The sequence below is a fragment of the Allobaculum fili genome (assembly GCF_020969955.1).
In the GTDB taxonomy this organism is placed as follows: Bacteria; Bacillota_I; Bacilli_A; order Erysipelotrichales; family Erysipelotrichaceae; genus Allobaculum; species Allobaculum fili.
On the sequence record NZ_JAHDSX010000020.1, the window covers coordinates 1 to 21981 of the forward strand.

Annotated in this window: 19 protein-coding genes and 1 rRNA gene; 18 read left to right on the forward strand and 2 right to left on the reverse strand. The window is 50.5% G+C overall.

Annotated features, from left to right (window positions below; genetic code table 11):
* The first annotated feature begins 133 nt into the window (after positions 1 to 133).
* Positions 134 to 241 (forward strand): 5S ribosomal RNA (gene rrf / locus Afil_RS05930).
* A gap of 109 nt (positions 242 to 350) precedes the next feature.
* On the opposite strand, the gene Afil_RS05935 is transcribed toward rrf, so the two are convergent.
* Positions 351 to 725 (reverse strand): ArsR/SmtB family transcription factor, encoded by a 375-nt coding sequence (locus Afil_RS05935; RefSeq protein ID WP_230267649.1) that lies wholly within the window; start codon positions 723 to 725, stop codon positions 351 to 353.
* 221 nt (positions 726 to 946) lie between these two features.
* Between Afil_RS05935 and Afil_RS05940 the strand changes: the two genes are divergently transcribed.
* The 4 genes from Afil_RS05940 (at position 947) to Afil_RS05955 (ending at position 4933) form a co-directional block, all read left to right on the forward strand.
* Positions 947 to 1162 (forward strand): cation transporter, encoded by a 216-nt coding sequence (locus Afil_RS05940; protein ID WP_230267650.1) that lies wholly within the window; start codon positions 947 to 949, stop codon positions 1160 to 1162.
* A 2-nt stretch (positions 1163 to 1164) separates the two neighbouring features.
* Positions 1165 to 3054, forward strand: a complete 1890-nt coding sequence (locus Afil_RS05945; RefSeq protein ID WP_230267651.1) for a heavy metal translocating P-type ATPase — start codon at positions 1165 to 1167, stop codon at positions 3052 to 3054.
* A 94-nt stretch (positions 3055 to 3148) separates the two neighbouring features.
* Complete coding sequence (locus tag Afil_RS05950; protein ID WP_230267652.1) at positions 3149 to 3571, forward strand: nuclear transport factor 2 family protein; 423 nt, start codon at positions 3149 to 3151, stop codon at positions 3569 to 3571.
* Between the two features lie 126 nt (positions 3572 to 3697).
* Complete coding sequence (locus Afil_RS05955) at positions 3698 to 4933, forward strand: hypothetical protein (protein WP_230267653.1); 1236 nt, start codon at positions 3698 to 3700, stop codon at positions 4931 to 4933.
* A gap of 159 nt (positions 4934 to 5092) precedes the next feature.
* Here the strand turns inward: Afil_RS05955 and Afil_RS05960 are convergent, their stop codons facing one another.
* The gene (locus Afil_RS05960; RefSeq protein ID WP_230267654.1) at positions 5093 to 7261 is read right to left on the reverse strand and encodes a Tex-like N-terminal domain-containing protein; all 2169 of its coding nucleotides are present in this window, start codon (positions 7259 to 7261) and stop codon (positions 5093 to 5095) included.
* Positions 7262 to 7518: 257 nt separating this feature from the next.
* Between Afil_RS05960 and Afil_RS05965 the strand changes: the two genes are divergently transcribed.
* From Afil_RS05965 to Afil_RS06025, 13 genes are all read left to right on the forward strand, one after another.
* The gene (locus tag Afil_RS05965; protein WP_230267655.1) at positions 7519 to 8328 is read left to right on the forward strand and encodes a DNA alkylation repair protein; all 810 of its coding nucleotides are present in this window, start codon (positions 7519 to 7521) and stop codon (positions 8326 to 8328) included.
* A gap of 147 nt (positions 8329 to 8475) precedes the next feature.
* Complete coding sequence (locus tag Afil_RS05970; protein ID WP_230267656.1) at positions 8476 to 8751, forward strand: hypothetical protein; 276 nt, start codon at positions 8476 to 8478, stop codon at positions 8749 to 8751.
* Positions 8752 to 9292: 541 nt separating this feature from the next.
* Positions 9293 to 11044 carry a threonine--tRNA ligase gene (gene thrS / locus Afil_RS05975; RefSeq protein WP_230267657.1) on the forward strand — a complete coding sequence of 584 codons (1752 nt, stop codon included), beginning with the start codon at positions 9293 to 9295 and terminating at the stop codon, positions 11042 to 11044.
* A complete protein-coding gene (locus tag Afil_RS05980; RefSeq protein WP_230267658.1) occupies positions 11023 to 11985 on the forward strand; it encodes a hypothetical protein in 963 nt (320 codons plus the stop codon). Before thrS ends, Afil_RS05980 begins: the two co-directional genes overlap by 22 nt.
* Positions 11986 to 12087: 102 nt before the next feature.
* Positions 12088 to 12252 (forward strand): hypothetical protein, encoded by a 165-nt coding sequence (locus tag Afil_RS05985; RefSeq protein WP_230267659.1) that lies wholly within the window; start codon positions 12088 to 12090, stop codon positions 12250 to 12252.
* A 508-nt stretch (positions 12253 to 12760) separates the two neighbouring features.
* Complete coding sequence (gene rdgB, locus Afil_RS05990) at positions 12761 to 13366, forward strand: RdgB/HAM1 family non-canonical purine NTP pyrophosphatase (RefSeq protein ID WP_230267660.1); 606 nt, start codon at positions 12761 to 12763, stop codon at positions 13364 to 13366.
* Entirely contained in the window at positions 13359 to 13889 is a 531-nt protein-coding gene (locus Afil_RS05995; protein ID WP_230267661.1) for a tRNA (cytidine(34)-2'-O)-methyltransferase, read from the forward strand. Before rdgB ends, Afil_RS05995 begins: the two co-directional genes overlap by 8 nt.
* A gap of 1230 nt (positions 13890 to 15119) precedes the next feature.
* On the forward strand, positions 15120 to 16421 hold the full coding sequence (locus Afil_RS06000; protein WP_230267662.1) for an NlpC/P60 family protein: 1302 nt from the start codon (positions 15120 to 15122) through the stop codon (positions 16419 to 16421).
* 709 nt (positions 16422 to 17130) lie between these two features.
* On the forward strand, positions 17131 to 18360 hold the full coding sequence (locus Afil_RS06005; RefSeq protein WP_230267663.1) for a M16 family metallopeptidase: 1230 nt from the start codon (positions 17131 to 17133) through the stop codon (positions 18358 to 18360).
* Positions 18350 to 19651, forward strand: a complete 1302-nt coding sequence (locus Afil_RS06010) for a M16 family metallopeptidase (RefSeq protein ID WP_230267664.1) — start codon at positions 18350 to 18352, stop codon at positions 19649 to 19651. The genes Afil_RS06005 and Afil_RS06010 overlap by 11 nt, the downstream gene beginning before the upstream one ends.
* A gap of 268 nt (positions 19652 to 19919) precedes the next feature.
* Positions 19920 to 20228 carry a single-stranded DNA-binding protein gene (locus Afil_RS06015; RefSeq protein WP_230267665.1) on the forward strand — a complete coding sequence of 103 codons (309 nt, stop codon included), beginning with the start codon at positions 19920 to 19922 and terminating at the stop codon, positions 20226 to 20228.
* Between the two features lie 290 nt (positions 20229 to 20518).
* Entirely contained in the window at positions 20519 to 20986 is a 468-nt protein-coding gene (locus Afil_RS06020) for a hypothetical protein (protein ID WP_230267666.1), read from the forward strand.
* A gap of 88 nt (positions 20987 to 21074) precedes the next feature.
* The gene (locus Afil_RS06025; protein ID WP_230267667.1) at positions 21075 to 21827 is read left to right on the forward strand and encodes a hypothetical protein; all 753 of its coding nucleotides are present in this window, start codon (positions 21075 to 21077) and stop codon (positions 21825 to 21827) included.
* Positions 21828 to 21981 lie beyond the last annotated feature (154 nt).

Consider the following 21981-nt stretch of genomic DNA (forward strand, 5'->3'; position numbering starts at 1 on the left):
AATCGGTCGAAAGCTTAATCTAAGATTCGAGAAAGCTATACGCAAGAAGCCACTACGAAACCAACGATCGCGTTAGATCGTTATGTTGGAAGACTGATGTTTGTTTTTGGAAGATCCATTCAAAAAATCTAAGTATGGTGGCGATAGCCTGCAGGATACACCCGGAAACATATCGAACCCGGTCAGTTAAGCTGCAGAACGCCGACAATAGCCGCAAGGCAAAGATAGGAAGCTGCCAGACAAAATGAAATCCCCGAAGGATAAAGGAGAAATCCGATATCTTTCGGGGATTTTTCTGTGCGTTGGAAACCGAATGGAATCGGCGGACCAAAGCGGCTTTGAAAAAGAAACTAATCTTCTTCAAGAATGTGGGTGAGGGCCACTTTCACAACGGAATGGATATGTTCGTCATCCAGGAAGTAGTACACAGCTTTTCCGTCTTTCCGGCTGCGGATCAGTTTGGCGGCTTTAAGCGCCTTGAGCTGATGGGAAACCGCGGAACGGGACATGCCGATCACATTGCACAGATCCGACACGCACAGTTCTTTCTTTTCCAGCGCAATCAGAATTTTCAGCCGGGTCTGATCGCCCATGACTTTATAAAAATCCGCCAGCCGTTCCAGAATTTCCGGACAGGGAAGCGATTCAATGGCGTTTTCTACGGCTGCCTGATCCAGGCTTTCGTACAGAGGTTCATGCGTATTCATGCCTGTATCATACCGCATGATCCGTTTTTTACGCGAAATCATTCTCTAGAGCCCGCCCCAGAAGGCCATTCAAATCCGTTCAGAAAATGGGGATGTTTCTGTTGCAAACCCATGCAGAGTCGATATAATAGAAACGTAAATAGTTGAACAATCGTTCAACTAATAAGTGATTCAATGTATCCCAGAAACAGGAAGAAAACATAGTCATAAAAAAAACATAGTCATAAAAGGAGAACGTTATGAAGAAAACATACAAAATCGAAGTGGACTGTCCCACTTGTGCTTCGAAACTGCAGAGCTGTGCAGAACAGACGGAAGGAGTTGAAAAGTGCTCGGTCAATCTGATGACGCAGAAACTCGTCATTGAAGCCCCGGCCGAATCACAGAAAGCCATCATTGAATCCATCGCGAAGCGCATGGCGTATATCGATGATGACGTTGTGATCTACAGATAGCTATGACAAAGAAACAAAAGAAAAATCTCAGGAAAATCCTGATCAGCGCGGCGGCCTATGCAGCGCTTGCGCTTTCTTCAATCTGGATTCAATGGCCAGCCCTTCTTCAGGCGCTTCTCTATCTGGCCATCTATCTTTACATTTCCTGGGGTGTTCTCAAGAAAACACTCAAGAACATTAAAAACAAGGACTTCATGGATGAAAACTTCCTGATGACCTTAGCCAGCCTGGGTGCCTTCGCTCTTGGCGAATACTCTGAAGCCGTAGCGGTTATGCTGTTTTATCAGGTCGGCGAATGGTTCCAGTCCTACGCGCTGGAGCGCTCGCGCAAGAACATTTCCGCACTGATGGATATCCGTCCGGAATATGCCAACCTGGTCGAAGAAGACGGCTCCGTGAAGGAAGTCGATCCGGATGAAGTCAAAGTCGGTCAGACGATTGTCATTAAACCGGGTGAACGCATTCCTCTGGACGGTACGGTTCTTACCGGTACCGGTTCAATCGATACGTCCGCGCTGACCGGCGAGAGCGTTCCGAAAACGGTTCGTCCTGGCGACGAAGTCATTTCCGGATGCATCAACCAGAACGGACTGCTCCATGTCAAAGTCAGCCGGGAATTCTCGAACTCGACGGTTTCCCGCATTCTCGATCTGGTTGAAAACGCGACCGACAAGAAGAGCCGTTCCGAACAGTTCATCACCAAATTTGCCCGTGTCTACACGCCAATTGTTGTATGCAGTGCCATCGCTCTGGCGATTATCCCTTCGCTGATCACAGGACAATGGGCAACCTGGGTTTACCGCGCACTGGAATTCCTCGTTATTTCGTGCCCGTGTGCTCTGGTTATTTCCGTACCTCTGGCTTTCTTTGGCGGAATTGGCGGCGCTTCCCGCTGCGGCATTCTCGTTAAGGGAAGTACATATCTGCAGGATCTGGCCGATGTCAAAACCATTGTTTTCGATAAGACCGGAACGCTGACTAAAGGTACGTTTGAAGTCACATCGATTACCCCGGTATCCATACCGCGCGAAGAGCTTTTACAACTCTGCGCGAAAGCGGAATCGTATTCGACGCACCCGATTGCCTTAAGCATTGAGCGTGCGGCCAGACTGGAAAACCCGAAAGAGGGCGTTTCCAATGTCGAAGAAGTCGCCGGTAAAGGCATCATTGCTCAGATCGATGGAAAATCGGTTGCCGTCGGCAATGAAAAGCTGATGCTTTCATTAGGCATTCCGGCCGATGACCTGCCGAAAGGATCTGGCTTTGGAACTGTGGTTTACACCGCCTGCGATCAGAAACTTGCCGGAGTGATTGAAGTTGCTGACGAGCCCAAAGAAGAAGCCAGAACCGTTACCGATCTGCTTCGCAAATATGGCGTAAAACGATTCGTCATGCTTACCGGTGATGCCAAAGGTGTCGCCGAAGCGGTAGCCACACAGGCTGGCATTGACGAAGTACACGCCCAGCTTCTGCCGGAGCAGAAAGTCGAATGGCTGGAAAAGATTCTTCAGAACAAGGAAGGCATTACCGCCTATGTCGGCGACGGCATTAACGACGCGCCGGTACTGGGCATGGCCGATGTCGGTATTGCAATGGGCGGCCTGGGCAGCGATGCGGCCATTGAAGCCGCGGACGTTGTTCTGATGGACGATCAGCTCGATTCGCTGATTACCGCCATTCGTATTTCCCGCAACACCCTGAAGATTGCCCGCGAGAACATCATTTTCGCGATCTTCGTTAAAATTCTGATGCTCGTGCTTGGCGCACTGGGTATCGTCAACATGTGGGGCGCTGTATTCGCCGATGTCGGTGTTTCCGTTCTCTGCATTCTCAATTCCATGCGTGCCCTGCGTACGCGCAAATACCGTCTCAATACGCCGGAGCTGAAATAATCAGCCCCGGCTTTTTTGAAGGAAAGAGCGGACGCGGGCACCATTCGATCGCAATCGCGTGGTTTTTCCTATCATAGAAGAAGGAGGGATCCATATGAAAGAACATGAAAACAAGCTGGAGATCGCCGAACTGATCGGTGAGGTTTCCAGAAATCTGGACAAAAAGGATCTGAATAAAGTCCTTGAAGCCTTTTCTGCCGACGCAGAATTCACGATTGAAGAAGATGGAAAGGCTGCGGTCGATTTAACCGGAAGAGAAGCTATCCGCGAACACATTGCCAGCCATATGGAAAAGTATGATCTGATTTTCCATAACAGCGGCTCCACAGTTGTGGATCTGATTCATCTCGATCAGAGTGCGACAGCGGCTACCAGCTGCATCGTGAAAACCCGCACGAACGATCCAATCGTCACCACCGATGAATATGTGTACTATCTTGACTCGCTGGTAAAAGTCAACGGTTTCTGGTACATCGTAAAACGTACGATTCAGATCGAATCCAAATCGGTACGCTAAGCATGCAGAATCCGGGACTTTCCCGGATTTTTCATTTTCTGCCGGATCAGGCCTGAGGGCGAACAGGGCGTCATTTGGCAGGACAAAATTAAACGATCCAGTTTTGAGACTGGATAGGAGATCCATATGAAACGCTCTACTATTGCTTCGCCAGATGGCGCCCTGGCCTTTTTCTTTGCGATTTTCGCCTTGCTGATCTGGTACGTCTCGGTATTTCCGTCGATTGACAACCTGACGCTCTTTTCCTTGAGCATGGTCTGGCTGCTGCTTTCGGCGGGTACGCTGATTGCTTCTTTAATTAACATGGTCCGCGGTTTTTCGCGCGGCAATACCAACCTTCTCGCAACCATTCTTCTCGGATTTATTCCCGGTGTGGATACGCTGGTTGCCTTAGGCATGCGCGTAATCGGCGCCCCGTATCATCCGGTCCTCTATGGGGTCATGTATATGATTGGTGCTATCTTAACGATCAGCGCTGCCTGGCGGAGAAGAATGCAGCCTGGCTATATTTTTCTGCGGACACTGATTGTCGGCCTCGGTCTGCTCTGCCTGGGCATCGGTGATACGTTCGAACTCCATGGCGTTCTCGTCCTTGGCGGCTGGCTGATGTTTGTCTTTGCGATGCTCAGTTTTTACTATGGTCTGTCCAGACTGTACGAAGAGTTTGGCTTTCCGCTGCCGGAAGGCAAATCCTTCTTTAAGGAAAGCGAGAAGACAGCCGGTCTGCCGTCCTATCCGAAATCCAAAGCGGATAAGACGAGTAAAGAACCGCTTCATCCGCGTCAGGAACGCCTGAGCAGCCCGGATATGATTGTCGCCTTTATTTGCGCGACGTTTGGCAGCCTGAGCTTTGCCATTCCGTTTTTCGGTCTGGGCGATGATTCGGTGATGTCTGCCGGTATTATTCGTATCGTTCTTGGCATTATCTTTTACTGCAGTGCCCTGATCAATATGTTTAAAGGTTCGCCTTACGGTTCGCTTAATCTGATTTTCGCGGTCTGCTTTGGTCTGTTTGCAGGATCTACGCTCTCGCTCCAGTCTTTGCATGACGTGATTTCCTTTTCGATTCAGCCGACGTTTTTCGGGGTGGTTCAGCTGTTTGCGGGTCTGTATCTGGTCGCGATCATTCCGGCCACGCGAAAGGCACCGGCGTATCGTTCGCTGGCCATGTTCTGCTCGGGCATGGGCTTTGTAACAGGCGGAATCGACTTGCTGACAAAAATTCCGTACATGAACAAAGCCAGCGGCCTCTTCTTCCTCGTCTTCTGCCTGCTCAATATTTATGCAGGCATGTCGGCTCTGCTTCCCAGTCTTCGTCAGGGTCCGACCATCGATCAGCTGCTTAAAAAAGAAAAAGCCTGAGTCGTGACTCGAAGCATCCAGATATCGGAGCATTCAGATAGTTGAACATACAAAAACAGTCCTCTTTGCGGGTACGCGATCAAACGCTTCCTGCAATCGAGGACTGTTTTTTTTTGATGTTATTTTGGCTTATTTTCGTTTTGCCTGCCTTTGTTTCGTCTATCGACGTTTTGGCAGTCTGCGATTTTTGCGATCGGCGGAACGATTCGAAGCTTCCGGTGCCGTTTGACTGCGCATGGTCAGTGCAATCCGTTTGCGCTTGGGATCGACTTCAAGAATGCGGGTGCGTACGACCTGACCGACATGAACGATCTCATTGGGATCTTTGACAAAGCGGTCTGCCAGCTGGGAAATATGGACCAGACCGTCTTCATGAACTCCAATGTCGACGAACGCGCCGAAGCTTGTGACGTTGCGGACGGTGCCTTCCATTTCCATTCCCGGCTGCAAATCTTCCAGATGCAAAATGCCTTTCTTCAGAATCGGGCCATCGAGCGCGTCACGCGGGTCGAGTCCGGGGGAGGCGAGTTCGCTTAAAATGTCGCTTACCGTATACGGATCGCTGCCCAGTTCCTGAGACAGACGCTGCGCATTCAGGGATTTGAGCGTTCTGGAAAACCCATCGCTGTGCATGTCGTTTAAAGACAGATTCGTTTTTTCCAGAATCCGGGCGGCTAACGGATAGCTTTCGGGATGAATGCCGGTGTTATCAAGCGGGTTCGATCCGGAGTGAATGCGCAAAAAGCCGATGCTCTGCTCATAAATCGTATCGGAAAGCAGACTCGCCAGTTCCGTACGGTCTGTAAACGGACGGTTTTCTCTGGCTTTCAGGATTTTGCTGATCTGCGGCTTTTTCAGACCGGCGATATGGCGAAGCAGGCTGACGGAAGCCGTGTTGACGTTGACACCGACGCGGTTAACGACTTTATCGGTTACAAAGTCGAGCGTTTCGCGCAGCTGCTTCTGGGACACATCGTGCTGGTATTCGCCAATGCCCAGAGACTGGGGATCGATTTTCACGAGTTCGGAAAGCGGATCCTGTATGCGACGCCCGATGGAAATGGCGGAACGCTCTTCGACGGGCAGATCCGGGAATTCTTCCTTGGCCAGCGGGGAAGCGGAGTAAACCGAAGCGCCGGCTTCGTTTCCGATCACATAGGAAACTTCCGGGAATTCGGGAAGAATCGAAGAAATCAGTTCGATCGATTCCTGACTGGCAGTACCGTTGCCGATGACGATCAGCGTGGGATGGAAGCGGCGCAGCAGTTCCTTCGTTTTTGCGACGGCTTCCTGATAAAAGCGGGCTTCCGGAGCCACTTTGGATCCGTGCTTGAACGGATAGACGACGCACGTATGGAGCAGGCTGCCTTCTTTGGAAAGAACGGCCAGCTTGCATCCGTTCAGGTAGCCTGGATCCCATGAGAGAATGACCTGTCCTTTTAACGGTCTAGCCATGAGCAGGTGTTCGAGATTGGATGCAAAGCCCTGAATGGCTTTTTTGTGTGCGTTTTCGCGCAGCTCACTGCGGATTTCGCGTTTGACGGAAGGCAGAATGAGACGGATGAGCGCGTCATGAATGACGGCCATCATCCAGTCGCTGACCGGCTTGCGGCCAAAAAGGATCTGCCGGATCCGGCGTTCGATGTCTTCGTTGTCGCTGGTAATGGATACGGTGATGACTTTTTCCTTTTCCGCCCGGTCCATAGCGAGGACGCGATGGTGCGGAATGGTTTTGATCGGATTGGTGAAGTCGTAGAACATTTCATAAATGCCCTGCGGATCTTCGGCATCTTTTTTCAGCGTGCTCGTCAGGGATTCTTTTTCAAGAAGCTCCTTGCGAACGGCCTGACGGACGGCAGGGGTGTTGGCAATGCGTTCGGCGAGAATGTAGCCGGCCTGTTCGAGGGTATCGTCATCAAGCGTATCCGGACGGGTTTTGAGTTCGAACAGAGAATCCGCAATCGGACCAAACCCGGCTTCGATCGCGGCGGATGCTTTGGTTTTGCGCTTTTCCTTGTAGGGACGATAAATTTCTTCCAGCTCCGCCTGAGTTGCAGCATCGAGAACGGCTTTTTTCAAATCGTCGTTCAGAACGCTTTTTTCCTGAAGCGCGGCCAGAACGGTTTCCTTTCGCTCCTGCAGAGCGGTCTGGTATTTCCAGGTCTGTTCAATGTTTCGCAGCTGGTCCTCATCGAGAGAACCGGTCTGCTCCTTGCGATAGCGGGCGATAAAAGGAATGGTGGCTCCTTCTTCGAGCAGATCGTGTGCAGCCTGAACCTGACGCTCAGGCAGGCCGAGAAGTTCGGCGGTACGTTTTAAGATATCCATTTTTTCAGGATATCATCCAGAAGAGAGAATGCAATCGGATCGATGACAGATGCAGGATCGAGGCCGAATCGAAGCTGAATTGAAGCCCAGTCAAAGGGCAGTTCACAAGAAACTCGAAGCGGATAAAAGCGTTCCAAAAGCGTCTGGATGCGCCGCATAGAGCCGACGAAAAAGCCAACGGATCTGGACGAATATATATATTGTAGAGAATGAGGATTTCCAATTACGAATTGGCGAAAAAGAAAGGAAGAAAGGCCATGAAAGCTCATGCAGAAAAAGAACAAGGACACGAGCCAATGTGCGGTCATGTATACGAGCAAGTATACGAACAGGCACACGATCCCGTACAAGAGCTGGATGAAACGAGAGAAAGGCTGCCCATTCGTACGCAGATCGAAGCGTACGCCAATCCCAGACGGGCCGCCTTTTCCGCTTCGCTGACGCCGACGATCGATTCGTCCCGCGTTCTTGGCGTTCGGGTCGGGGACCTGGATGCGATTAAAAAGAAAATGACCCCGGTGCAAAAGACAGCATTTCTTCAGGAAAAGCCGCATCTCTATTACGAAGAAGATCTTTTGCACGTTCGTCTTCTCAATGAACTTCGAGATCCACAGGAAGCCAGAAGCGCCGCAGAAGATTTTCTGTGTGCCTGCACATCCTGGGCGATTACGGACGGACTGAGCTTTCGGTATTTAAGCGATGAAGATCTGCTGAGCATGGCCAGCGATTTTCTCCAAAACGAAAACGAATACGCTGTGCGCCTTGGTCTCCTCTGGATTTTAAAGCGGGCCCCAAAACGGCCGGATGCCAGACAATGGGTCGATCTGGCTTTGCAGGCGAAAGGGCAAAACGACACGAAACAGCTGATCGACATAAAGGGCTGGATGCTTTGTGAAGTGATGATTTACAAGCCGGATCTGGCCTGGTCCATTCTGGAGGATCCAGCGATTTCTCGGGATGTTCGTTTGCGGGCGATCGCCAAGTGCGTGGAAAGCCTGCGCATTTCCAATGACGACAAGGAGAAGCTTCGTGCCCTGCGAAAGAAACTGAAAGAAGCAAAGCGCTAAACGATTTCTGCCAAATTCACCCCATCCCAAAGGGCCTCGTTTACGGCCGGTAAAATGCAGGTAAAGAAAGAAAGCGGTTCGATCCTTCCTCAAAGGTCGATCGAAAGCCGGTTTCTTTTCGAAAAGAGAAGGATGAGGTGTACAACTATGAAAAACAAATCTTCTTTGCTTACGGGTACCATCGAAAAATCCGGAAAGAAAATCGCTCTGCTCGAAGCCGGCATCGCTGCGCTGGCTGTAGTCTTCGGCTTTTCGATCCTGGTTCTGATCGCCCATGTGCAGTCGGCGATCGAAATCCTGCTCTTTCCAGACGGCTTGACGATGCCAGGTTTTCCGGCGGAATGGCTGTTTGCGGCAGCGGCAACGCTGGCGGCAGTCCTCTGTGCGGTTCCTGTTCTGACCCGCCGCTTTCGCCGCCGATAAGGTGCATTCAGACCGGCAAAGTAGAAGCCGCTTTCTATCTTTTGCCGGTTCGCACAAAAGCTCTGGGAAAGTCTGCATGGTGCGGGCATCGTTTTGACAGAAGTTCACAGAGCGCCTTATAATCAGGGCAACGATGCTGAAAAGGACATGGTTTTCCGAGATTTGGATCCAGAAAGAAGAGCGGTCGATGCGAGCTCTTTGAAGAACCGGAAGATTACTCCCTTGGAATCGCCCCTGAAAAGGTGTGCCGTTCGTCCGCGTTAAGGCGTCAAGAGCTGGCTGTTTCGTCAATGGTTCTTCCTGTTCCACCCGATCCGCTGGATATCGAATTCAAACGATCGGATTCTTGTTCGACATGAAGATCGAACGCATTTCATTGCTGGAAGAAAGAAGCAGTCTGAACTAAGGTGGTACCGCGCACGGCAGGCGTCCTTATGGATTCCTGCCGTTTTTTTATGCCCAAAAGGCAAAGCGTCTGTCGGAGAGCGGAACAGATTCGACAGGCATGAAATCACACTCGCAAGAAAGGACAGAAACTGTTATGGAACTCATCAACATTCTTGAAGATGAACATCTTTCTACGCTGAACCATTCTGCAGCCCATCTGATGGCGCAGGCAGTGAAACGTCTGTATCCTCAGGCAAAGTTCTGGGTTGGACCGGTCATCAGCGATGGCTTCTACTACGATATGGATCTTGGCGATGTCAGTCTGACCGATGAAGACCTCGTCAAAATCGAAAAGGAAATGAAGAAGATCGCCAAGGACGGCAAGCGCATTGTTCGCCGCGAAGTGTCCAAGGAAGAAGCCCGTGAAATGTTCGCGGACGATCTGTACAAGGAAGATCTGATCGACGGACTCGAAGACGGAAACATCACCGTCTATTCGCAGGGTGAATTTACCGACCTCTGCCGCGGACCGCACGTGGATTCCGTGAAAGAACTGAAAAACGTAAAACTGCTCAAGCACTCCGGCGCCTACTGGAAAGGCGACAAGAACAACAAAATGCTTCAGCGTGTTTACGGTATTGCCTTTGATACCAAGGAACAGCTCGACGACTATCTGGCAGCGCTCGAAGAAGCGAAAAAACGCGACCACAAGAAACTTGGCCGTGAAATGAACCTGTTTACGGTTTCGGAATATGCACCAGGTATGCCGATTTTCCTGCCGGATGGTATGATTCTGCGGAATCTGCTTGAAAACTACTGGTACGACATTCATGCCAAAAACGGTTACAAGTTCATCAAGACACCAATCATGATGTCCCGTGAACTTTGGGAACGCTCCGGCCACTGGGATCACTACAAGAACAACATGTACACATCCAAAGTGGACGACCGCGATTTTGCCATCAAGCCTATGAATTGCCCGGGTGCGCTGCTCGTCTATAACAACGACCTGCACTCCTACAAGGATCTGCCGCTGCGAATCGGCGAACTGGGTCAGGTTCACCGCCACGAAGCGTCCGGCGCGCTGAACGGTCTGTTCCGCGTTCGTACGTTTACCCAGGATGATGCGCATATTTTCGTAACTCCGGATCAGATCGAATCCGAAGTTAAGGGCGTTCTGGATCTGATCGACCAGATTTACGGCGTATTCGGTCTGCCGTACACGATCGAACTGTCCACTCGTCCGGAAAAGGACTACATCGGAACCATCGAAATCTGGGATAAATCCGAAAAAGCCCTCGCGGATGCCTGCGTCAAAGCCGGCAAGGACTACACCGTAAACCCGGGCGACGGCGCCTTCTACGGACCGAAACTGGATATCCATATCAAGGATTCCCTCGGCCGTGACTGGCAGTGCGGAACGATCCAGCTCGACATGAACCTGCCAGAACGTTTTGAATGCACTTACGTAGATGCGGACGGCTCGAGAAAAACACCGCTCATGCTGCACCGTGTAATTTATGGATCCATCGAACGCTTTATCGGTATTCTGATTGAGCACTTCGGCGGTCACTTCCCGCTGTGGCTGGCCCCGAAACAGTTCGTTGTCATTCCGGTTCATCAGGAAAAACATGCGGCGTACGCCAGAGAAGTGGCAGATGCCCTCGAAAAACTCGGCATGCGTGTCAGCGTCGATGATCGCAATGAGAAACTCGGCTACCGCATTCGTGAAGCCCAGATGAAGAAAATTCCGTATCAGCTTGTTGTCGGCGACCGCGATATGGAAGCCGGAACGGTAACCATCCGTAAATCCGGAAGCAAGGACGCGGTAACTCTGACGCTCAATGAGGCTCTTGATCGCTTTAAGAAGGAGGTTGACGACAAATGTCTCTTTACCATCGATTAAAACCCGCCCTGTGCGGACTGCTCGCACTCGGCCTGGCTGCCTGCAGCTCACCAGCTCCTGCTGCATCCAGCAGCGAAGCATCTTCCACATCGTCCAAAGGATCGGAAACGGCTCTTGCTGAACCTTTGAAAGTACTCTGCCCGCAGGGTGCACCGGCTCTAGCTACACTTGGCCTCGAAGTCGATGACGCGGATGTGGAATATGTTGAAGGCCAGGATCTGCTGGTCAGCGAACTGTCCAAGAAAGAGGGCGACTACGATATGATCGTCGCTCCAATCAACCTGGGTGTAAAAACCTGGAAAGAAGCTGAAGCCTATCAGCTTGAAGGCGTTCTGACCTGGGGCAACCTGTATGTAGTCAGCGCCGATGAAACCTGGAATGCGCCGGATATGAAAATCGCTCTGTTTGGCGAAGGCGCTGTTCCTGGACTTGTCTTTGATGAAGTCTATCCGGATCTGCAGGCGACCAGCGAATACTATCCGTCGGTAGCCGAAGCGTCTACCGCTCTGGTTTCCGGAAAAGTGGATGCCGCTCTGCTTGCACAGCCTGCAGCCGCTGGTGCTGTAGCCAAAGCCAAGGAAAACGGTACCGAACTGAAAGTACAGGCCGATCTGCAGCAGCTCTGGCAGGAAAAACACGAAACCAGCCAGAAAGGCTATCCGCAGGCCGCTCTGTTCGTGAAGAAAGATCACGCCAAAGATTACCAGAATGCCATCGACAAAATGGCTGACTATCTGAAAACGGCAGACGAAGCCAAGATCGAAGAAGATGTCGATCTGCTCACACCGGATAAACTCGGTGTTCCAAATGCGAAACTCGCAGCCAAGACCTGGGCACAGCAGAACATCCACTTTGAAAAAGCCGCTGATGTAGAAGAAGACATCACCAAATTCCTCGACGTCTTTGGCATGAAACTGCCGGAAGGTCTGCTTGTAAAGTAAGACACGATTGAGAAATAAAAATGCCAGTCCTTTCTTTGTTCAGGCATTGGACTTTTTCCTTCCTCAGGCTTTGCCTACACTGAGCTTGTGGAGGGCCATGTCATGAACGAAGAACAGGCACATGTACAGTTTCTGAAAGATAAAGCCCAGTCTTTAGGCCTTACGTTTGAGCAGTACATGTTATTTCTCATTTTCGAAAACATTGAACATTCGCCGTATTTCAATACGCCCGCACCCGTTTTGCAAAAGGAACTGTGGCAAAACTGAACCGGCGACGGATTCAAGATCCAGTAAAATGAGAAGAAGACAGCCGCAAAAGCTGTCTTCTTTTTTTTCGCGGCGCTGTTTTCAAAATCAAAAGCGTTCGTCTTCCGGTCCGAATTCTGGATTCTTCCGGATGTGCAGTACTCTAAATAGGAAGATGTCCGCCGTTTTGATAGACTCTTTTTGAAATCCGCAAACGTAAAAGCGAAAACAGGACGACAGTCCCGCTTTACCAGAGAAAAAATCGAAGCCGATCGACAGCTGCTTTCCGAAAGAAAAAGGGCTTACAACGCTCAGTACACTGAAAGTAGAAGCTTGATTTTGCCGTAAAACGCCGTTAGTGTGTCGAAAATGACCGATGCCTATCCAAAAACGGCAATATACCCCCGGAAAACGAGAAACATCGGCTTTTGCAGAGCCGCCAGCGAATCCTGAATACGAGCTCAAAATGCGTGGTTCAGATTAAGCCGACTGAATCTTTGGTAAACCGATATGGAAAGAAGGAATCTCAATGAAAACGGTCTGGATTGCGACCGGCAACGCGCATAAAGCCGAAGAATTTGGGCAGATGCTCGGAAAGGACGTGCAGATTCGCACCCTGAAAGATCTTGAGAAGGAACCGGAAATTGTAGAAGACGGAAAAACCTTTGAAGAAAACGCGCTCATTAAAGCCCGTGCTCTGCATAAGCTGGTCAAGGCTTCCGTCTTTTCGGACGACTCCGGTCTGGAAGTGGATGCCCTGAACGGAGCCCCCGGCATTTATTCCGCCCGCTTCATGGGAGAAGACACCAGCTACGACATTAAGAATCAGGCGATTCTGGATGAGATTGCCGATAAAAAAGGCGACGAAAGATCCGCCCGCTTCGTCTGCGCCATCGCCTGGATCGAAGAGGACGGTACCGAACACGTCTACCGCGGCGTAATGGAAGGACGGATTCATGATCGCATCGAAGGCGAACACGGCTTTGGCTACGATCCGATTTTCTACTATCCGCCATTTGGCACGACGAGCGCCAACGTTGCTCCGGAAAAGAAAAACGCGGCCAGTCATCGGCACAATGCTCTGGAGCAGATGATGAAAGACTGGAAGAAAAAGTCAGGTGCAAATAATGATTAACGTTGTACTTTATGAGCCCGAAATACCGGCAAATACTGGCAACATAATAAGAACCTGTATGGCCACGGGATCGGTTCTGCACCTGATCGAACCGCTTGGCTTCACGTTTGAAGACAAGTATCTGCGGCGGGCAGGTATGGATTATATAAAGGATGCGGACATCCGCATTTATAAAAACTGGGACGATTTTGCTTCGAAAAACCCCGAGGAGCGCTGCTTCTTTCTGACCCGTTACGGCAAGCAGCCGCCTTCTTCCTTTGACTTCTCCAACCCGGATGAAGATGTCTATTTTGTTTTAGGCAAGGAAAGCACGGGAGTGGATAAAGCCATTCTCAAGCGCAATATCGAGAGGTGCATGCGCCTGCCGATGGTGCCCAACGCGCGCAGTCTCAACCTGGGCAACTGCACGGCGATCATGGTGTATGAGGCGCTTCGCCAGCAAAATTATCCAAATCTCTCCTTTTCGGAGCAGCTCAAAGGCGAAGATTTTCTGGAAAACTATCAGCCGCCTGTACAGGACTAGAACATCCTCTCCTGTTTGCTGGCAGAACTGCACGCCCGGCAGAAACCTTGTATGACCCTTTGCGACCCGCTCACAGAAAACACATATGGCTGTCTGAACAATAGACATGAAGCGAAACCTTCCTGTCCTGGTTCAGACGGCTTTTTTTGATGGACCTCCGCTCAAAGTCTTTATGTTATTCCGTTGCTATTCGCTTATAAAACGAGACGCTTTTTTCCAATGCCTTTCTATATATAAAGGGATAAAAATATATAAAGGGATAAAAATCTATAGGCTTTCTTAATCCTGAGGCGTGTTCAATCCGATACCTTTCTGGACGCAAATAAACCCGAAAACAGCCCGCTGCCTGGCGCATTTCGAACCGGTCCTTTCCTTATATAGGAAATACAGGAAGTAGGGAATACAGGAGGAGAAGACAGAAATACAGAAAGATCCGGATCCAGCCGCTCGACTGAGCACCTGACGAAGACGAGTTTGCCAAGAAGAGAATAAAGACGTGTGGGCCTGAGCAGGAAGTAAGCGTACAGGGATGAGTCTGCAGGCATCCGGACATCCTGGGCTAGGAATGCGTGAGGCGCATGGAGAGGCTTTCTCTTTCGTTTCTATATAGAAAGAGCGATAGAAAGAGCGGACGGCTTTTCGATCCATGGTCTGACGGATCGGTTGAAGGCTGAACAAAGGCAGCTCTTGCCGTATGCAGGCCGAAAAGAAAGGAAACAGGGCCGGCTTTAAAAGTTAACAGCCGTTAAGAATTTACCGGACCGGATGAGGGTGCCAAACTCCCCGAAAAGAAGAGGAAAATCATCCATTTTGCGATTCTGGCTCATAGCGGCCAGCCAATTTATCGTCCAAAAACCGACATACTCGGGTATTTGTCTGTCCTTGAACGTCCCTTAAACGGCCCAATTGGGTCAAAATCGGGGAAAAAGCCGTTTATGAATCGTTATGGTTGACGAAATCATACATATTGGATATCCGATTTTCTTCTGAAAAAAAAACATCATTTATGTTGTTCTAAATGGAATAGAGAAGTGTGCGAATTGCTTTCAAAATTTCATGAATTATCACACGAATTCCCACAAACTATTTTGAGGTCCTTTACTTAAAGGGCCTCAGGAAAAAACCACGTTAGAAATTCTTAAGAAATTCCGAAGATATTTTTTGGGGAATTTTGCGTCTCAAAATAAGTCGTGCTAAGGTATGGATGTTCGAAAAAGAGGTGAGATAGAAATGAATTTTGTTGAAAAACACAGTAAACTTTTGGCAGTTGCCTTATGTCTTTGTGCTTCCGGCCCCATTCTTTCTACCGTTCATGCTTACGAAGTCCAGCCTGGCTGGCATTCCAATGGAGAAGTAAGTTATTATGTATTTGACGATCACCAGAGAGCGAAAGGTCTCACGGTAATCGACGGCGCAACATACTATTTCGATCAGAACGGAGAAATGCAGCGCGGCTGGCAGAATATCAATAACGAAACTTATTACTTTGATAATAACGGTCAGGCCGTAACCGGCAAATCAGAAATCCAGGGTATGACCTATAACTTCCAGCAGAGTGGTGCTCTTGCAGCCGGCTGGAACGAAGACGGTACCTACAGCAACGAAAAAGGATTCCCGGTAGCTTCCACTTGGGTTAACGACGCAACTGGAAAATTTTACCTGGATGAAAACGGACAGGCTGTAAAAAATTCCTGGAAGGATCTCGATGGCGGACGTTACTATTTTGACGAAAATGGACGTACCGTAATCGGTGAGATTCAGGCTGACGGAGCGGTTTATTATTCCGACGACCAGGGTCTTGTAAAGACTGGCTGGCGCGATGAAAACGGCGGACGTTACTACTATAACGAAAACGGCGTTCTTAACACCGATACACTGAAGGATGTTGACGGAACCACTTACGCGTTCAACGCAGACGGTTCCCTGATGACCAGCACCACAATCGACGGCTACAACGTAGACGAAAACGGTGTCGCAACTCTGATTCCTGTAGAACCAGAAGCACCGGTAGATACGCCTGTAACCGACAATACGGAAATTCTGGATACAACAGAGCCGACAGTACCTGCACCAGATCCTAACGACGTTGTCGAAGAACCTGGCGTTGTGACCCCTGTTGATACTCAGCCGGATTATTCCGATCCAATCGTTACCCCGGATCCAACTCCGACTCCGCAGCCGGATCCAGCTCCAGTAGAACCCACACCAGATCCAGCGCCTTCCTATGATAAGGCCAACACCATCTATCAGGCAGCCATGAGCCAGCTTGGCGTATTCCAGGACTGCACGATGCTCGTTACCAACTCTCTTGCGGCAGCCGGCATTAACTTCCACGGATGGCCTCAGGATTACGCAGTACTCGGTGACTGGACAAGCAACCCTGTTCCAGGTGATATCATCATCTACAGCGGACACGTTGCAATTTATGCCGGTAACGGCATGGCAGTACACGGCGGATTCAACGGCAACACAACCGTTCTCTTCTCTGTAAACTGCACTTCCGTACTGATTGGCTACATTCACGTACGCTAGAAATGAACTTCAAGCTGTCAGCAATTCGCTGGCGGCTTTTTTTCATGGCTTCTAAGCCGCAAAAGCATAAAATCCCATTCCTGGTTCTGCCGGGATAGAAAATCCCCGTACAGAGCGATTCTTAGCCGGATATGAACCTTCTGCGTTTTGAAAAAAGGCTCATTCCGGCTTTTTGTATCGTCTTTTTGAGTGAAACCGCTTGCAGAAAGGGCCAGGTCGAAGGAGGAGGATTTTCAGAACGGGTGCGCAAAACGAGGAGGGAACAGGATACCCTGCAGATTTATCAGCGCATATGAATCGCACAGGAATAAGGAAGCGCAAAAAAGAAAAAAGCTTCGGTCAGACAACATCGCCAGACGATCAGACTGCGTAAACACCGTATTCACTTGAAACGCAAAAATATAGGCGAACTATATTTATGGCACTAAAACAATCTTAATTGTATAATGTCTATCCTTTGCTATCTTTGGACTTTCCGAATCAGGAGCTCATTTCCCCGGGATTTCCAAACTTTGGTAATGTGTTAGCGGTGATCTATTGAAAGAAAAGCCGTTTTTAAAGATTTCAAAAATGGTACTGCCCCTTATCTTTTAGGCAAACTCGATACTCACGCGCTCGTTTTGAGAGCGGTTCTTCTGGAAAAGAATCCCGTCTTTGAATCCAGAAAGCCGGTTCTCGAACGGTAAACTAGAGAAACGAAAGAACATTTATGAAACAAATCAAAACCGAAAAATTTACTGAAACTTCACTGAGCGTTCGCTGGTTTGTTCCTCTTGAGCGAAAAGACATCACATCCTGGAATCTGCTCAATGCCATGCTCAGTCGAAGTACTGAGAAATACAGCAGCCGCGAAGCCGCCGGCAAAGCCAGTGCGATGGCGTACGGCACCCGCTGTGCATACAGCCTCTGCGCCTACGGCAACTATTTGCGCATCGAATATGGCATGCGCTTTTTGCGGGAAAATCTGATCGGCGAAAAAAGCTATACCGCTTTACTGATCGATCTGTTCGACCAGCACCTGTTTCATCCGCTGCTTACCCAGCCGGTATTAGACGAGGCCAAGTATCTGCTGCGTCTCAACCTGAGCTCCATGGCCCAGCAGCCGGATCTGCGCTCGCTGGAAATGGCGTTTCAGGCGTTTACGGACTACGAATCCGTATCGATCCCGATCCGCGGCGCCATCGAAGACATTGACCGCGTCACCCTCGAAGACATTCGCAGCCTGTACTCCAGACTGATGAAGACGCCCTGCGAAATGATCAGCTGCGGTACGTTCTCGGAAGAATTCAGCCGCCATATCGACAGATCCATCGACTCGCAGGACATTTACACAACGTGGGAAAAAGTTGAAGCGTTTCCAACGCCTGTTCGCGTCAGCGAAGAGCGGGAAATCGCGCAGAGCGCCCTCTGTCAGGTGTACACGACGGACATTCTTCCCGACGATGACGACTACTATGCGCTTCTTGTTCTCGACTCGCTTTTAGGCGGAAGCTCCGTATCGCTTCTGTTTGAAGAAGTGCGCGAGAAAAACAGCCTGTGCTATTCGATCAGCACATCGCTCGTTCGCTTTTCCGGCCTGCTGCTCATCACGACCGGCGCGGCGCGCAGCGCGCTGCCTAAAGTCGAAGAGCTCGTCCGTCACATTCTGGAGCAGGTGAAAAACAAGGAAGTGGATCCGGCGACTTTTGAAATGGTCAAAGCCGAAATGATCGACAGCCTTAAGGGCCAGTCGGATAGTGCCGCGCGCATGATTGAACAGGAATTCCTGAACCAGATTCTGCACCGCACTGACGATATCGGCGATGTGATCGAAAGCGTCCGTGCCGTTACCCTTGACGATGTAGCCCGCGCAGCCGGCAAGCTGAAACTCGCGGTAACGTCTTCGGTCATGCAGGCCGAAGCGAAAGGACCGCAGGGAAAGGAGCAGTATGCCGCTTAACATGGAACGAAAAGAGAAGACGCTTGCCAACGGCATGAAAGTCATTCTCATTCATAAACCCGATTACGCCCGTTCGCTCTTCATGATCGGCATTCCCGCGGGAAGTACAAATCTGAGCGATGATCTCAACGGCGAGCGGATCGATCATCCGCAGGGCTGTGCCCACTTTCTGGAACACCAGATGTTCCGCCTGAACGGAAAAGACGTGACGTACGATCTCGCCGCCGTACAGGCCAAAAGCAACGCCTACACGTCCTATAACGAAACGTGCTACTACATCTGGACCAACGACGATCCGATTCCGCCCCTCGATATCCTGATCGATTTTGTTCAGACGCTCGACATCGATGAAGCGAGCGTCAATAAGGAAAAGGGAATTATCCTTTCCGAGTACTCGCAGTACGAGCAGGAGCCGGAAATGCGCCTGCTGCGGGAAACCTTTTCCTCGCTGTACGTCAATCATCCGATGCGCGAGGAAATTCTCGGCCGCCCGGAAGACATTCAGAACATGAAACCGGAAGATCTGAAGGCGTTTTACGAGACCTGGTACGACCCGTCCAATCTCGTTCTGGTCGGCGTGACCGGTCACGATCTCGACCCGCTTATGGACTGGATCGAAAACAAGGAAAAGGAATACCCGGCGAAGCTGGCGGTTCCTTCCAGAAAAGTGCTCCCTGAAGAGCCGGAAGACGTGTGCCGGCGCAAGGCCATCATCCCGATGGACGTGGATCTGACCTACGTCTGCCTGGGCGTCAAGATGAAGCCGCTCACGGGCGATACCCGCGATCAGATTCGCAAGGACTACATGCTGAACCTGTGGCTGAACGGACGCTTTTCCACGCTGAATCCGGAATGCCAGAACTGGATCGATCAGAAAATCATCGGATCGATCTTCGGTGCCGAAGCGGATCTTGATGACGATCACGCCTACATTCTGATTTACGCGCAGAGCGATCGACCGGAAGAATTTTGCTGGACGATGAGTGAAATTCTCAACAAGAAGCAGCCGCTCTCCCAGGAAATTTTCGAATCCGTTCTGATCCGGGACAAAGCAAGCGCCATTCGCATGTACGACAACTTTGACGGTCTGGCGTCCGCAACCGTTCGCTACGGCTTCGGTCTGGGGGATCCGTTTGAAGACCTCGACATCCTCAACTCCATTACTCTGGACGATCTCAACGCCTACATCGCTTCGCTCGATTTCAGCCATACGAGCGAAACGTTCGTGCAGCCGATCAGCAAGGAGGAAGACTTCCTGGACGAAGAACCCTCTGAAGGCTTAGTGGCGTAAACGGCTGGGATCCCTATTTCGAGACGAGCCTTGAACCGGATCCAATCGACAGACTGACGATTGGATCCGGAATGGATCAAATGCGCCGAAAACATGATATTCATTTAAAAAGCGGTCATTCTCATCAATCAAATGCATGAGAATGGCCACTTTTTCTTCGATTGTCATGAAATAGGCGATTTGAGCGATTCTGCCTTTCTTTCTATACTGAGCGTGTTTTCAGCAGAGCTTTATCCGAAAGAGAAGAGAGAAGGAAAGGAGGAAAGACATGAATCAGTTCTGTCTGGCAGGCAAAATCGCTTCGATTCCAGAATTGAAAACCAATCCGCAAGGCTGGAAAACGTGCAGCGTTCTGATCGAGGTCGAACGCCCGTTCGCCAATTCCAAAGGCGAGTTTGAAAGCGATCTGATGAGTCTGGAAGTGTGGCGCGGGGCAGCCGAAACGCTAGCCAGCTGTGCCCGCCTGAACGCCTGGATTACCGCGAAGGGCCGCATTCAGTCCAGACCGCTTCAAAAAGACGGACGAACCGTTTCGAACGTCACCCTGATCGCCGAAAAGATTGAATACATACACTGATACCGCCCATACACAGTCCAAAACGATCCGCCCCTCTTCCAGGACGGATCGTTTTGCCGTGCTGGCCGAGTCTACACTGGACAGGTACAATAGGAAAAACAGGGCGGAGCCAGAAAACGGATCTGCTCGTTTAAGGGGCGTGCGGAAAACGAAAGATCGTTTATTCGCAAGAAAAACGGAAACAGCCGGCAGAGTCAGCCGATCGAACGGGCGAAACATCGATCGACAGGCAACAAGCTTGTTTCCAGTAAAACAAAGGGGATCTGAGAATTTTAGGAAAGGAAAAGAGTATGGGATTACTGGATAAACTTGGCGAAGCGCGCGCTCGCCAGCAGGAAAAAGAGCAGGAGGAGCTGCGGCAGGAAGAACAGGAACTCGAAGCGCGTTCGCTTTATTTTCCCCTGAAGTCATTTGATCGAATTTTGCTGGAAGATCTCGAAATCACCCCTCTGGGTCATAACCAGGCCATTGTGGAATACGAAGACGAAGAGATCGGCTTGATTTACTGTCCGCTTGATGAAGAGCAGATTGAGGATCTCGAAGAAATCAATCTGTGCATCCACGACGGCAAGCTTTGCGTACAGCTCATTGCGGATGAAGACAGTCCGATTCCCTTTAAAAGCGGGATGACGGAAATGCGCTATGGCGATCTGCTCGAGGGCGTATCCGCAAAATCGGAAACCGAAAGGGAAGTCACTCTTCCCGACTTGCCGGCAGAAGGCGAAGAATACGAAAAAAATCCGGATCGAGAAGCTTAAGCGTCCAGGAGAACCGTATAAACGACTGAGCGAAAAGAAAACGGTTTTGCGAACGGTTTAGAAATGGGAAATCGCTCAGGGAGCAGCTATGGACATTCGTTTTGAACAGGAAGAAAACCCGGTACTGGAAGAGAAGGTGCCACTGCAGATTCTGGAGGCGGCCGCATCCGGTAAGAATACGGAATACCGCCTGACGATCGGCTGGAAAAAGAAAACGGTAGAAGACCGCTATATCCGCCGGTTCTTTGCGGTGCATCCCCGGCGGGCAGATTATGAAAAGATGTGGCTTCCGCCCGAGGAAGCGGTCCAGTCCGACATCTGGAGACGACGGTTTCATAACGTGGAGGAGCTGGCAGCGCGAAGCGAAGCCGACCGGCTGTACTGGCAGGGCGCCATTGCGATCGACTGTATGGCCGAGAGCTTTCTCGAGTCCGAAGCCGCAGCGAACTGGCGGCTTTGCGAAGCCTTCGCCAGTCTGGCCGAAGCAATGCTGCTCGAACACTGGAACGAACTGCCCGCGCAGAGAAAGCCGCTTTGTAAACGATGGATCGCCTTGCTGGAACAGGGCTATGCCGTCTGGGGCTGGACGAAAGAACGTTTTGATTCCCTGTATTTTGCCCTTACGGTATATCTGATTGCCTGTATAGAAGAAGGCGCGTATGATGACGCGCTCGAACTTTGGAAAACGCAAAGCGATCAACTGGCTCAGCTGCAGAACCAGTCGGCGGAGTTGTGGATCACAGAAGCCAGAGCGCAGGTCGATCGGGTCGTTGAGCGTCTGGAAAATGTCGCAGCGGCCAAAGCCAGAAAGAGAAAGCGCACACGAAAGGGAAGTAAATAAGCCAGGGACATACATCCAGTAAATATGTCCGGCAAATACCTCTAGACGAATATGTCCAGCGGATTTCAGATTTGTCTGAGCTGGGCAGGGGCAGCTGAAAGAAAAGAATGGCGGCCTGCCGGACTGTACGGATGTACGCCTGCATGGCTGCATG